The sequence below is a fragment of the Pseudonocardia sp. ICBG1034 genome, from assembly GCF_020131375.1.
GTDB lineage: Bacteria > Actinomycetota > Actinomycetes > Mycobacteriales > Pseudonocardiaceae > Pseudonocardia > Pseudonocardia alni.
In genome coordinates, this window is record NZ_JAHLEK010000021.1 from 73,706 (window position 1) to 86,836 (window position 13,131).

Consider the following 13,131-nt stretch of genomic DNA (forward strand, 5'->3'; position numbering starts at 1 on the left):
GCGTGGTCCGCCTCGCCCTGCACACCCCGGAGATCCCGCCGAACACCGGCAACGCGATCCGGCTCGCCGCGAACACCGGCGCCGAGCTGCACCTGGTCCGGCCGCTCGGCTTCTCCCTCGACGAGCGCTCGGTGCGCCGGGCCGGGCTCGACTACGCCGACCTCGCCGAGGTCGTCGTGCACGACGACACGGCCGCGTTCGCCGGCTGGGTGCGCGCCGCGGGGGCGCGGGTGTTCGCGTTCGTGCCGGGCGCTCCGGTCCGCTACACCGACGTCGCCTACTCCGACGGGGACGTGCTGCTGTTCGGCCGCGAGTCGACCGGGCTGCCGCCGGAGGTGGCGGGCGCGGACTGGGTGACGGGCACGGTGGCGTTGCCCATGCGGCCGTCGAACCGCTCGCTGAACCTGGCCAACGCCGCCGCCGTCGCCGTCTACGAGGCGTGGCGGCAGCAGGGGTTCAGCTGATCCCGTCGAGGAACCGGGCGATCCCGGTGTCGAGGACCCGCTGCAGGTCGTAGGGGTGGTCCCCGATCCGGCGCAGCGCGGGCCCGCCGTGGCGCCGCAGCGCGGCGCGCAGCCCGGGGTCGTGGTCGGCCCAGGTGTCGGCGTCGACGCCGGTGTCGGCCTGCGCCTCCTGCTCCGCAGCCAGGGTCAGCGCCATCCCCCGCACGAACCCGGTCAGCGCCAGGTGCAGGTCGAACCGCTCCACCGGGTCGGCGACGACCTCCTCCAGCGCGGCGAGCTCGAACTCGGCGAAGCGCAGCAGCGACGGCAGCGCCTGCGGACGGGACAGCGACAGCACCCGCGCGAGCCACGGGTGCCGCCGGTGCACCCGCCACTGTGCGTGCACCGCCCCCTCCAGCCGGGCCCGCCACGGCCCGTCGGCCGGGGGCAGCACCAGCTCGGCGAACACCGTCTCGAGCATCGCGAGCAGCAGCTCGTCGCGGCTGCGGACCAGCCGGTACAGCGACATCGTCGGCACGCCGAACGCACCGGCGAGGCGGCGCATGGACAGTGCGGCCAGGCCCTCGTCGTCGGCGATGCCGATCGCGGTCCGCACCAGCCGGTCCGTGTCCGGCGGCGGCACCGGACCCGGGTGTCCCGCCGGCCCGGCGACGACGGAACCGACCCGGGCCGTCGTGTGCAGCACACCCTCCTCGCGCAGCCGGGTCAGCGCCCGGGCGGCGGTGGACATCGCGACGCCGTGCTCGGCCACCAGCGCGCGCACCGACGGCGCACGGTCCCCGGGGCGCAGGTCGCCCGCCTCGATGCGGGCGCGCACCGCGGCCGCGACCCGGTCCGTCGGCGACCCGTCCACCGCACCTCCCTGTACCACCTGTACCGCTACAGGCCAGGCGTCGTCCCAGCTCGCGGGGTCATGGTCATCTCGTACACCGTACCGAGGGAGGACGCATGACCGACATCCTGATCAGCGGGGCCGGCATCGCCGGGGCGACACTCGCGTGGTGGCTGCGGCGGCACGGGTTCCGGCCCGTCGTCGTCGAGTCCGCGCCGGGACCACGGCCCGGCGGGCAGGCCGTCGACGTCCGGGGGCCCGCGCTGACCGTCGTCGACCGGATGGGGCTCGGGGCCGCGCTGCGGGCCGCACGCACCGCGATGGACGGCATGTCCCTGGTCGACGAGGACGGCACCGAGGTCTTCCGCAGCACCGAGGTCACGCTCACCGGCGGGCCGGTCGCGAGCGACGACGTCGAGATCCTCCGCGACGACCTCGCCGCCCTGCTCACCGGCGCGCTCGACGGCGTCGAGCACCGGTGGGGCGACCGGGTCGTCGCGCTCGACCCGGACCCGGCGGGCGGTACCCGGGTCCGCTTCGCGTCCGGTACCGAGGAGCACTACGACGTCGTGGTGGGCGCCGACGGCCAGCACTCCGGCGTCCGGCGCCTGGCCCTGGGTCCCGACGACGACGGCCGGCTGGTCCCACTCGGCCAGCACGTCGCCGTGTTCACCCTGCCCAACACCTTCGAGCTGAGCCGCTGGCAGGTGTTCCTGCAGCGCCCCGACGCGATGGCCGGGCTCTACACCGCCCGCGACGACGCCGAGGTCCGGGTGATGCTCGGCTTCTCCGACCCGGACGCCACCTACCACCACCGCGACCTCGGGGCGCAGCGCGCCCTGGTGGCGCGGCACTTCGCCGGCGGGGGCTGGTGGCTGCCCGAGCTGCTGGCCGGCATGACCCGCGCCGCGGACCTGTACCTCACCCCGGTCACCCAGGTGCGGCTGCCGGTCTGGTCGCGCGGTCCGGTCGCGCTCGTCGGCGACGCCGCCTGGTGCCCGACGCTGCTGTCCGGCCAGGGCACGACGCTGGCCGTGGTCGGCGCCTACGTGCTGGCCGGCGAGCTCGCGCGCACCGGCGGCGACCCCGGGCCTGCGGCCGCCGCCCACGAGCGGCGGATGCGCGGCTGGGTGGAGGCGAACCAGGAGCTGGCGCTGACCAACGCCGCACGCGTCCGGGAGCTGACCGCCCCGGACGCCGCCGCTCCCGGACTCGCCGAGCACTGGGCCGCGACCGCCGCCACGGCCCTCACGCTCCCGGAGTACTGAGCACCGGAGGTCAGGACTGCCGGATCGCCTGCACGTCGAGCTGGATCTGGATCGTCGACCCGACCACGGGCAGGCCCTTGGCGATGGTCTGCTGCCAGTTGAGCGTGTAGTGCTCGCGGTGCAGCTGGGTGGTGGCGACCGCGCCGACCCGGTCACCGTTCCACTCCGCGGTGCCCAGGAACGTGGTGTCCAGCGAGACGTCGCTGGTGAGGCCGTGCAGCGTGAGGTCGCCGTCCACGGTCCACCGGTTCCCGCCGTGCGCGACGAAGCGCACGCTGGAGAAGCGCAGCTCGGGGAAGCGTTCGACGTCCAGGAAGTCGGCCGAGCGCAGGTGCGTGTCGCGGGCGGCGACGTTGGTGTCGACGCTGGCCGCGTCGATCACGACGTCCACCGAGGACTCCTCGAACGGCTCGGCGATCCGGATCTGCCCCTGGAACCGGTTGAACCGGCCGTACACCTTGGACATGCCGATGTGCCGGGCGACGAAGCGCACCGAGCTGTGGTCGCCGTCGATCACGAAGACGCCGGGGTGCGGCGGGCGCAGCGCCGGGTCCTCGCCGAGGACGATGTGGCCCATGTCGGCGTGCTCGCCCCAGGACACCTCGACGACGTCGGTGACCTGCTGGTAGCCGCCGGCCTCGACACGCACCCGGTACCGGCCGGGCATCAGCGACGCGGCGAACCGGCCGAACGGGTCGGTCTCGACGTGCACCGCGCGCCGGTCGGCGGGGTCCATCACCGACACCTCGGTACCGGCCAGGGCACCGCCCTGCTGGTCGCGGACCTGACCGGACAGCACGCCGCCGGTCAGCGGAATCGGGACGAGCGCGTGCCGGTCGGTGGTGCCCCGCGCCGGGCGACGACGGTCCTTCTTCCTCCAGAACACCAGCCACAACCTCCTCTGCCCGACGACGACGGGCAGCACGACGTGCGGTCGCCGGCCGGCGACCCCTGGTCACTCTGGCACGAACGTGACCGTTCCGTTAACCCGTCGGCCCGAAAAGTCGATCACCGACGGTGTCGGGATCATCACCGCCCCGCGACCGTCACCCGCGTCGTCACTCGTCCTCGTCGGCGATCTCGCCGCCGTCGGCGGTCCCGCCGCCGCGGATCAGGAGGAGAGCACCCTCCAGCTCGTCCGGCTTGACCAGCACGTCGCGGGCCTTCGAGCCCTCCGAGGGGCCGACGATGTTGCGGGTCTCGAGCAGGTCCATCAGCCGGCCCGCCTTCGCGAACCCGACCCGCAGCTTGCGCTGCAGCATCGAGGTCGACCCGAACTGCGAGGTGACGATCAGCTCGGTGGCCTGCAGCAGCAGGTCGAGGTCGTCGCCGATGTCGGCGTCGATCTCCTTCTTCTCGCCGGCCTTCTGCGCGGTGACGCCCTCGGTGTAGCTGGGCTCGGCCTGCTCCTTGGTGAACGCGACGACCTTCGAGATCTCGTCGTCGTCGACGAAGGCGCCCTGCATGCGGACCGGCTTGCCGGCGCCCATCGGCAGGTAGAGCGCGTCGCCCATGCCGATCAGCTTCTCCGCGCCCGGCTGGTCGAGGATGACCCGCGAGTCGGTGAGCGAGGACGTCGCGAACGCCAGGCGGCTGGGCACGTTGGTCTTGATCAGACCGGTGACGACGTCCACCGACGGCCGCTGGGTCGCCAGGATCAGGTGGATCCCGGCCGCACGCGCCTTCTGGGTGATCCGGACGATCGCGTCCTCGACGTCGCGCGGCGCGGTCATCATGAGGTCGGCGAGCTCGTCGACGATGCACATGATGTACGGGTAGGGCCGGTACACCCGCTCGGACCCGGGCGGGGCGGTGATCTCCCCGGTGCGGACCTTGCGGTTGAAGTCGTCGACGTGGCGGACCCGGTTGGCCTGCATGTCCTGGTAGCGCTGCTCCATCTCCTCCACCAGCCAGGACAGCGCCGCGGCGGCCTTCTTCGGCTGGGTGATGATGGGCGTGATCAGGTGCGGGATGCCCTCGTAGGGCGTCAGCTCGACCATCTTCGGGTCGATGAGGATCATCCGGACCTCGTCCGGCGTGGCCCGCGTCAGCAGCGACACCAGCATCGAGTTGACGAAGCTGGACTTACCGGAACCGGTGGAGCCCGCGACCAGCAGGTGCGGCATCTTCGCCAGGTTCGCGACGAGGTAGTGGCCCTCGATGTCCTTGCCCAGGCCGATGCCCATCGGGTGCTGCTCGGCGCGGGCGTTGCCCGAGCGCAGCACGTCGCCGAGGCGGACCATCTCGCGGTCGGTGTTGGGCACCTCGATGCCGACCGCGGACTTGCCGGGGATCGGCGCGAGCAGCCGCACGTTGTCGTTGGCGACGGCGTAGGCGAGGTTCCGCTGCAGCTGGGTGATCTTCTCGACCTTCACCGCCGGGCCGAGCTCGATCTCGTAGCGGGTGACCGTCGGGCCACGGGTGAAGCCGGTGACCTGGGCGTCGACGTTGAACTGGTCGAGGACCCCGGTGATCGCCTCGATCATCGCGTCGTTGGCGGAGCTGCGCGACTTCGGCGGCGGCCCGGACTCCAGGGTGTCCGCCGGCGGCAGGATGTACTCGGTGTCGGACTGCGGCTCGCGGATCGCCATCGAGAGCTGCTCTCCCTCGAGCGGCTCGTCCGCGACCTGCGGCGTCTCGACGACGGGCTTGCGCGGCTTCGTCGCCGGCGGTGCGGCCGCGGCGGGGACGGCGGCGGGCGCCTCCTCGTCCGGGACGCCGGGCAACGACGGGTCCACCGGGGCCAGGGCGTGCTCGCCCTCCTCCATCCGGAACGCGTCGGCCTCCGCGGCCCCCTGCCTGCGCCGCGCCGGGCGCCGCTTCTTCGGGGCCTCCTCGGCGTCCCCGGCCTGCCCGTCCCGCTCGGCGACGGCGTCGGCCACCGTCCGCGGGCGGCCCGCACCGGTGTCCTCTTCCTCGTCCTGCTCGGGCGGCAGCTGTCCCGTGAGCCTGCGGAAGCGGTCCGGCAGCTCCCGCACCGGGATGCCGGTGACCAGCAGGACCGAGTACAGCGTCAGGAGGACGAGGACGGGGACGGCCGTCCACAGGCTGAGCCCGGCCTTCAGCGGGGTCCCCGCGACGTAGCCGACCGCGCCGCCCGCGCCGCGCCAGGCGTCGGGCTCGGCGGGCGCTCCGGCGCCCAGGTGCACCAGCCCGAGCACGCCGAGGGCGAGCAGCAGGCTGCCGGTCACGATCCGCGGCCGGGCCTCCGGGTGCCCCTCGGTGGTGACCAGCACGATGCCGATGCCCAGCAGGATCGCCGGCAGCGCCACGCCGGCCTGGCCCATCACCGCCTGCACGAGGAAGGTGAACCAGTAGCCGACCGAACCGCCCGCCTGCCACCACAGCCCGGCGGCGGCGATGACGGCGAGCACGAGCATGCCGAACCCGATGCCGTCACGGCGGTGCGCGGGGTCGATCTCGCGGGTGCGCCCGACCGCCCGTCCGGAGGCGCGGACGGTCTTCGCCACGCCCCGGCCGACCGCGTCGATCCCGCGGTCGACCAGGTCCGGGCCCTGGCGCCGGGCCGGTGGCCTGCGGCCTGCCGACGGGCGCTTGCGGGCGGTGGACGCGCGCGAGCCCGACCGCCCCGAGCCGCGGCCCGCGGCCGCAGTCGTGGTGGTCCTGCCCGTGCCCGTGCGTCCCGCCATGTCACACACGGTAGCCCGGTTCGGTGATCGAACCGGGGACCGACGCGGGTGTGGAGGGGTCGACGACCCCTCCACACACTCAGACGGCGATGACCGTGGGGACGATCATGGGGCGGCGGCGGTAGGTGTCCGACACCCAGCGGCCGACGACGCGCCGCACGCCCTGGGCGATCCGGTGCGGGTCGGTGACGTTCTCGTTCTCCAGCCGGGACAGCTCGTCCTCGACCAGCGACTGGGCGGCGTCGAGCGCCTTGGGGTCGTCGGAGAACCCGCGTCCGGACAGCGTCGGACGCGACAGCGCACGGCCGGTCTTGTGGTCGATCGCCACGTTGATCGCGATGAAACCGCCCTCGCCGAGCGCGATGCGGTCACCGAGAGTGGTCTCGCCCACGTCACCGACCGACAGCCCGTCGACGTAGACCTGCCCGACCTCGACCCGGCCGGTGATCGCCGCGCGGCCGTCGACGAGGTCCACGACCACGCCGTTCTCCGCGATGACCACCGACTCCTCGGGCACCCCCGTGCGACGCGCGAGCGCGGCGTTGGCCCGCAGGTGGCGCCACTCCCCGTGCACCGGCATGACGTTCGACGGGCGCACCGCGTTGTAGAGGAACAGCAGCTCGCCCGCCGGGGCGTGCCCGGAGACGTGCACCTTGGCGTTGCCCTGGTGCACGACGGTCGCGCCCAGCCGGGTCAGCCCGTTGATCACACCGAACACGGCGGTCTCGTTGCCCGGGATCAGCGAGCTGGCCAGGATGATCGTGTCGTCCGGGCGGATCGTGATACTGCGGTGGTCCCCGCGCGCCATCCGGGACAGCGCGGCGAGCGGCTCGCCCTGCGAACCGGTGGAGACGAGCACCAGCTTCTCGTCGGGCAGGCGCATCGCCTCGTCGATGTCGACGAGCAGCCCGTCGGGGATGTTCAGCAGCGAGTGGTCGTCGGCCAGGCCCATGTTGCGGACCATCGAGCGCCCGGTCAGGCACACCTTGCGGCCGTGCGCGTGCGCGGCGTCGAGCACCTGCTGGACGCGGTGCACGTGGCTGGCGAAGCAGGCCAGGATGATCCGCGACGGCGCCCGGCGGACCAGGTCGGAGATGACCGGCCCGATGTCGGCCTCGGGGGTGACGAAGCCCGGCACCTCGGCGTTGGTGGAGTCGACCAGGAAGAGGTCGACGCCCTCCTCGCCCAGCCGGGAGAACCCGCCCAGGTCGGTGAGCCGCCCGTCGAGCGGGAGCTGGTCGAGCTTGATGTCGCCGGTGTGCAGCAGCAGCCCGGCGGGCGTGCGGACCGCGACGGCGACGGCGTCGGGGATCGAGTGGTTGACCGCGAAGTACTCGCAGTCCCACCCGCCGTGGGACACCCGGTCGCCCTCCTTGATCTCCTGCAGGTGCGGGGTCAGGCGGTGTTCCTTGCACTTGGCTGCGACCAGGGCGAGCGTGAACCGGGACCCGACGACGGGGATGTCCGGGCGCATGCGCAGCAGCCACGGCACGGCACCGATGTGGTCCTCGTGGCCGTGGGTCAGCACGAGCGCGTCGATGTCGTCGAGGCGGTCCTCGATGGTCCGGAAGTCGGGCAGGATCAGGTCGATGCCCGGCTCGGAGTCGGACGGGAACAGCACGCCGCAGTCGACGACGAGCAGCCGGCCCTCGTACTCGAAGACGGTCATGTTGCGACCGACCTCGCCGATGCCGCCGAGCGCGTAGACGCGCAGGCCACCCCGCGCGAGGGCGGGTGGCGGGGCGTCCGGGAGCTCCGGGCGCTCGATGTCCTCCGGCGGTGCGGAGAGCGTCCGGCCGGGCCGGTTGCGTCGGTCGTTGCGCTGGGGACTCACAGGGGTTCGTGCCTCACATGGGTTCGTGTTCTCTGGTTCGTGTTCTCGGGGCCCGCCCGGGTGCGGAGCCGGCTCGTGCTCAGGTGCGGTACGGATGCTCCGTTCGCTCCGCTCACGTTCGGTGGTACGCGACCTCGGCGCCGATGTCGGCTGCGGTGCGTCCGCCCAGGGCACCGTGGCCGGGCTGGTAGGCGGGGACGTTCGGGCGGGCCTGCGGGTCCAGCGCCACCCCGGCGACGGCCAGGTCGCCGGCGATCGCCGCGACCTGGTCCTCGGTGGCGGGCGGCAGCGGCAGCCGGGTGTCGCCGACGTCGATGCCGCGCAGCCGCAGTGCGGTCTTGGCGAACACCGCGCCGCCGACCCGGCCCATCCCGCGGATCACCGGGAGCATCGCGTAGTGCAGCGCACGGGCCCGCTGGTGTTCACCGGCGTGGTATGCGTCGATCATGGCACGCAGCCGGTCGGCGACGACGTGGCCGATCACGCTGACGAAGCCGACCGCCCCGACCGAGAGCCACGGCAGGTTCACCGGGTCGTCGCCGGAGTAGTAGGCGAGCGTGGTGGTGGCCAGCACCTCGGTGCCGACGCGCAGGTCGTTGCGGGCGTCTTTCACCGCGACGATGCGGGGGTTCTGTGCCAGGCGCTGGAAGGTCTCGACGTCGATCCCGATCACACTGCGCGGCGGGATGTCGTAGAGCATCACCGGCAGGTCGCCCGCATCGGCGACGGCGGTGAAGTGCGCGAGCAGGCCCTCCTGCGGCGGCCGCGAGTAGTACGGCGTCACCACGAGCAGCCCGTGCGCACCGGCGCGTTCCGCGCTGCGGGCCAGCTCGATCGAGTGCGCGGTGTCGTAGGTGCCCGCCCCGGCGACGACGGTCGCCCGGTCCCCCACCGCCGACACGACGGCGCGGATCAGCTCGGACTTCTCGGTGTCCGACGTCGTCGGTCCCTCACCGGTCGTGCCGTTGACGACCAGCCCGTCGTTGCCGAGGTCGACCAGGTGGTTCGCCAGCTCCTCGGCCTTCGCCAGGTCCAGCTCGCCATCGGCGTCGAACGGCGTGACCATCGCGGTCAGCACCTCGCCGAACGGTCGGCGCGGCGGGTGCTGCTGCCCGCCGGGGGCGGGATCGGGACCGGTGCTCATGACTGGTGACGGTACCGCCCGGAGGACCGGCGGTTCCCGGTCACATGCCGGACGGGGCACCCCGGTAGGCCTCCACGTCGGCGGGCAGACCGGTCACCTCCACCCGCGCGGCGTCCCGGCCGAAGGCGTGCAGCACGAGCTCGGCGGGCTCACCGGTCACCGTGACCACGCCGAACCCGGTCGCGACGACCTGGGTCGCGCCCTCCGGACGGGCCAGGACCAGGCCGACCGGGCTGCGCCGGAACAGCAGCTTCGCCTGGTTCGCGAGCAGGTTCCACAGCTGCCCGTCACGCTCCGGGTCCGACGGGCGGGGCTCCCAGCCGGGCTCCCCGCGGCGCAGGTCCTCGTGGTGGACGAAGAACTCGGCACCGTTGGCGATCTCGTCGACCTTGCCGACCTTGAACGGCGACCACGCGGGCGGCCCCTTGCGCAGGTCGTCGATCATGTTCGGCCAGGCCGCGGACGCGTAGCCGTCCATCGCCTTGTCGGTCATGCCCGACAACGCGGGCACCACGATCCCCGCGGCGTTCCACGGCTGCCGCTCGCGCACCAGCAGGTGGGTGAGCAGGTCCCGGGCGTTCCACCCCTCGCACAGCGTCGGGCGGTCGGGGCCCGAGCGTTCGAACTCGGCACACAGGGCGGCACGTTCGGCGGTGGCAAGGCTCACCGCCCCCAACCTAGTCCGGCCCGCTCCGGGCCGCACCGCGCGACGAACGGTCGACAAACGGCTGACGGAACGCAGGCCATCTGTAGCCGGTGATACAGATCTCACCCTTCCGTGTCCCGATACTCCGATCCGTCCCACTCCATGCTTCTCGACGGGGAGAACACACGTGACGAAAGCTGTCGCCACGCAGCCGCCGCGGTCGATGCGCAAGATCGCACTCGCGAGCATGACCGGCACGGTCATCGAGTTCTACGACTTCTTCATCTACGGCACCGCCGCGGCCCTGGTGTTCAACAAGGTCTTCTTCCCCGAGCTCGGGGCGGCGGCCGGGACCGCCCTCGCCCTGGCCACCTTCGGCGTCGCGTTCGTCGCACGCCCGTTCGGGTCGATCCTGTTCGGCCACTTCGGCGACCGGCTCGGCCGCAAGGGCACGCTGGTCACCACGCTGCTGCTGATGGGGTTCTCCACGCTGGCCATCGGCCTGCTGCCCACCACCGGCACGATCGGCGTCCTCGCACCGATCCTGCTCGTGGTGCTGCGCATCCTGCAGGGCCTCGCCGTCGGCGGCGAGTGGGCCGGTGCCACGCTGCTGACCGCGGAGAACGCGCCGACCAAGGCGCGGGGCAAGTACGCCCTGTTCCCGCAGCTCGGCCCGTCGGTCGCGTTCGCGCTGGCCTCGGCGACCTTCCTGGTCACCGCGCTCACCATGAGCAACGAGGCGTTCCTCGCCTGGGGCTGGCGCATCCCGTTCATCGGGTCGGTGCTGCTCGTCGCGGTCGGGCTCTACGTCCGCCTCGCGCTGGAGGAGACCGCCACGTTCAAGAACAGCGGCCCGGTCTCGACCAGGCTGCCGGTCACGGAGGTCTTCACGACCCGGACCGCCGCGGTGTTCCTCGGCGCCGGCTCGACGACCGCCGTGTTCGCCTTCTTCTACATCGGCGTCACCTACCTGACCAGCTACGGCACCCAGCAGCTCGAGCTCCCGCGCACCTCGGTGCTGGCCATGGGCATCGTCGGCGGCCTGGTCTTCGCCCTGACGACGATCGCCTCCGCGATCCTGTCCGACCGGGTCGGACGCCGGAAGATGGTCGTGGGCGGCAACATCGCCTCGGTCGCGGCCGGCCTGCTCGCGTTCCCGATCATCGACATCGGCACCGTGTGGTCGTTCGGTCTCGGCCTGTCGCTGGTGCTCGGCGTCGTCGGCATCGCCTACGGCCCGATCGGCGCCCAGCTCCCGGAGCTGTTCCCGACCCGCTTCCGCTACACCGGCGCCGGGATCGCCTACAACCTCGCCGGCGTCTTCGGCGGCGGCGTGGTCCCGCTGTTCGCCGCGGCGCTGGCCGCGTCGACGCTGGGCAGCCTCGGTATCGGCCTGCTGCTCTCGGCGGTCTCGCTGATCAGCCTGCTCTGCACGCTGGCCCTGCCGCAGACCGACGCGGACTCCCTCGCCGAGCAGGACGCACAGCTCGCGGCCGCCTGACCGGCCACCGGCGCGGCCCGTCCGGGCGGGCCGCACCGCACCCCACCCGGTGCCGGCGGCCGCCGGCCGGCACCCCCGGACCCGACGGCCCGGACGCACCCCTCGGCGTCCGGGCCGTCCACCTACCCGCAGGCGCCCGAGCCCGCTACCGTCCGGACGGACCAGCGGCGACGGCCGGGAGGCGGGACCATGAGCAGCGGCGCGGTACGGCGGCCCGACGGCACCGTGCGCGCGCTGCCCGCGCCCGACCCCGACGACCACCCGGTCTCACCGTTCCTGACCGCCCCGTGGACGTCGCTGACCTCGCAGATCGCGCAGCTGGGCAGCCCCCGCCACTACGCCCGCGGCGAGCACGTCTACACCCAGGGCCAGCTGTCGTCGCGGTTCCACCTCGTCGTGTCCGGGCGGGTCCGGATCTACCTGCACCGGCCCGACGGCTCGGAACGCTCCCTGGCCTACGCCGAGCCCGGCGCCAGCCTCGGCGAGGCGGCCTGCGTCGACGGACGGCCGCGCCACCTCGCCTCGGTCTGCACCCGGCCGTCGGAGATCGTCTCGGTGACCCGCGACGCGTTGCTGACCGCCGCCCGCGACGAGCCGGAACTGCTGCTGGAGATCACCCGCCGGATCGCCTACAAGCAGCGGGTCATGCAGCTGCACGTGCTCATCGAGGGGCTGCCCGCCCGCGAGCGGATCATCCTGCTGCTCGGCCACCTGGTGGAGGCCTACGGCGAGATCGCACTCGACGAGGTGGCCCGGCTGTCGATCCGCCCCGCCGTCGACGAGCTGGGGCTGCTCGTGGGGCTCACCCGGGTCACGACCAGCCGAGAGCTGTCCCGGCTGGTCGCGGAGGGCCTGCTGGAGAAGGAGGGACGCGGGTTCGTCGTGCGGGACCTGCCGGACCTGCGACGACGGGTGCACGCCGTCCTGGCCTGAGCCGGTCCCCGGCGCCGATGCCCGCTCGGCGAGCCTCGCTCAGCCCTCGGCCACCAGTGGGCTGGAGGCGATCTCGGTGCCGTCGGCGAGGGTCTGGATCTGGAAGTCCGCGAACACGTTCGGCACCTCGACCTGCAGCTGACGCAGGCACTCGACGGCGAGGTTGCGGATCTCGACGTCGGCGGCCTCGGAGGCGCGCATCGCGATGAAGTGCCGCCACGCCCGGTAGTTCCCGGTGACGACGATCCTGGTCTCGGTGGCGTTCGGCAGCACCGACCGCGCGGCCTGGCGGGCCTGCTTGCGCCGCAGCGTGCCGTTCGGCACGTCGGCGAAGCGCGCCTCCAGACCCTCGAGGAGCTTCTCGTAGGAGGCGAGCGCGTCCGCCGAGGCCTGCAGGAACAGCTCGTGCAGCTCCGGGTCCTGGGCGATGACGTCGGGCTCGACCATCGCGGCGTCACGCTCGGGGACGTAGCGCTGCGAGAGCTGGGAGTAGGAGAAGTGGCGGTGCCGGATCAGCTCGTGGGTCAGGGAGCGCGAGATGCCGGTCAGGTAGAAGCTGACCGAGCCGTGCTCGAGGACCGAGAGGTGCCCGACCTCGAGGATGTGGGCGATGTAGCCGGCGTTGGTCGCGGTGCGCGGGTTCGGCTTGGTCCACGACTGGTAGCAGGCGCGGCCGGCGAACTCGGCCAGCGCCTGGCCGCCGTCGGCGTCGGTGGACCACGGGACGTCCGCGGGCGGGGTGAACTCGGTCTTCGCGACGAGCTGCACGGTCAGCGGGACGGTCTTCGGCGCGGTCTCCGGCATGCCGCGAGGGTAACGACCGGCGTCCCCGGCACCCGCCGGGCCCCGCGCCCGCACC

The 13,131-nt window shown here is 73.2% G+C and carries 11 protein-coding genes; 4 read left to right on the forward strand and 7 right to left on the reverse strand.

Features of this window, described 5'->3' with window-relative positions; genetic code table 11:
- The first annotated feature begins 2 nt into the window (after nt 1–2).
- The gene (locus KPF22_RS21915) at nt 3–464 is read left to right on the forward strand and encodes a tRNA (cytidine(34)-2'-O)-methyltransferase (protein ID WP_208819473.1); all 462 of its coding nucleotides are present in this window, start codon (nt 3–5) and stop codon (nt 462–464) included.
- On the opposite strand, the gene KPF22_RS33265 is transcribed toward KPF22_RS21915, so the two are convergent.
- Nucleotides 457–1,317, reverse strand: a complete 861-nt coding sequence (locus KPF22_RS33265) for a winged helix-turn-helix domain-containing protein (protein WP_208819474.1) — start codon at nt 1,315–1,317, stop codon at nt 457–459. The two genes, KPF22_RS21915 and KPF22_RS33265, sit on opposite strands and share 8 nt — an antisense overlap.
- Before the next feature lie 95 nt (nt 1,318–1,412).
- Here KPF22_RS33265 and KPF22_RS21925 point away from each other — a divergent pair, with 95 nt between their 5' ends.
- On the forward strand, nt 1,413–2,564 hold the full coding sequence (locus KPF22_RS21925) for an FAD-dependent monooxygenase (RefSeq protein WP_208819475.1): 1,152 nt from the start codon (nt 1,413–1,415) through the stop codon (nt 2,562–2,564).
- Nucleotides 2,565–2,574: 10 nt separating this feature from the next.
- On the opposite strand, the gene KPF22_RS21930 is transcribed toward KPF22_RS21925, so the two are convergent.
- From KPF22_RS21930 to KPF22_RS21950, 5 genes are all read right to left on the reverse strand, one after another.
- The gene (locus tag KPF22_RS21930; protein ID WP_224403160.1) at nt 2,575–3,450 is read right to left on the reverse strand and encodes a YceI family protein; all 876 of its coding nucleotides are present in this window, start codon (nt 3,448–3,450) and stop codon (nt 2,575–2,577) included.
- Between the two features lie 172 nt (nt 3,451–3,622).
- Nucleotides 3,623–6,214: a DNA translocase FtsK gene (locus KPF22_RS21935; RefSeq protein ID WP_224403161.1), complete on the reverse strand. Its 2,592-nt coding sequence runs from the start codon at nt 6,212–6,214 to the stop codon at nt 3,623–3,625.
- A gap of 79 nt (nt 6,215–6,293) precedes the next feature.
- Nucleotides 6,294–7,982, reverse strand: a complete 1,689-nt coding sequence (locus tag KPF22_RS21940) for a ribonuclease J (RefSeq protein ID WP_224403358.1) — start codon at nt 7,980–7,982, stop codon at nt 6,294–6,296.
- Nucleotides 7,983–8,160: 178 nt separating this feature from the next.
- On the reverse strand, nt 8,161–9,192 hold the full coding sequence (gene dapA / locus KPF22_RS21945; RefSeq protein ID WP_208819481.1) for a 4-hydroxy-tetrahydrodipicolinate synthase: 1,032 nt from the start codon (nt 9,190–9,192) through the stop codon (nt 8,161–8,163).
- Nucleotides 9,193–9,232: 40 nt separating this feature from the next.
- Nucleotides 9,233–9,859 (reverse strand): TIGR03085 family metal-binding protein, encoded by a 627-nt coding sequence (locus tag KPF22_RS21950; protein WP_208819483.1) that lies wholly within the window; start codon nt 9,857–9,859, stop codon nt 9,233–9,235.
- A gap of 166 nt (nt 9,860–10,025) precedes the next feature.
- Between KPF22_RS21950 and KPF22_RS21955 the strand changes: the two genes are divergently transcribed.
- Both KPF22_RS21955 and KPF22_RS21960 read left to right on the forward strand, forming a co-directional pair.
- A complete protein-coding gene (locus KPF22_RS21955) occupies nt 10,026–11,339 on the forward strand; it encodes an MFS transporter (protein ID WP_224403162.1) in 1,314 nt (437 codons plus the stop codon).
- Between the two features lie 189 nt (nt 11,340–11,528).
- Nucleotides 11,529–12,272 carry a Crp/Fnr family transcriptional regulator gene (locus KPF22_RS21960; RefSeq protein ID WP_224403163.1) on the forward strand — a complete coding sequence of 248 codons (744 nt, stop codon included), beginning with the start codon at nt 11,529–11,531 and terminating at the stop codon, nt 12,270–12,272.
- Nucleotides 12,273–12,311: 39 nt separating this feature from the next.
- On the opposite strand, the gene thyX is transcribed toward KPF22_RS21960, so the two are convergent.
- The gene (thyX, locus tag KPF22_RS21965; RefSeq protein ID WP_208819489.1) at nt 12,312–13,076 is read right to left on the reverse strand and encodes an FAD-dependent thymidylate synthase; all 765 of its coding nucleotides are present in this window, start codon (nt 13,074–13,076) and stop codon (nt 12,312–12,314) included.
- Between the last annotated feature and the right edge of the window lie 55 nt (nt 13,077–13,131).

Excerpts from the sequence above, each read along its gene's own strand:
- KPF22_RS21925 (WP_208819475.1), top strand. The coding sequence starts at position 1,413 with ATGACCGACATCCTGATCAGCGGGGCCGGCATCGCCGGGGCGACACTC.
- KPF22_RS21935 (WP_224403161.1), bottom strand. The coding sequence starts at position 6,214 with ATGGCGGGACGCACGGGCACGGGCAGGACCACCACGACTGCGGCCGCG.
- dapA (WP_208819481.1), bottom strand. The coding sequence starts at position 9,192 with ATGAGCACCGGTCCCGATCCCGCCCCCGGCGGGCAGCAGCACCCGCCG.
- KPF22_RS21960 (WP_224403163.1), top strand. The coding sequence starts at position 11,529 with ATGAGCAGCGGCGCGGTACGGCGGCCCGACGGCACCGTGCGCGCGCTG.
- thyX (WP_208819489.1), bottom strand. The coding sequence starts at position 13,076 with ATGCCGGAGACCGCGCCGAAGACCGTCCCGCTGACCGTGCAGCTCGTC.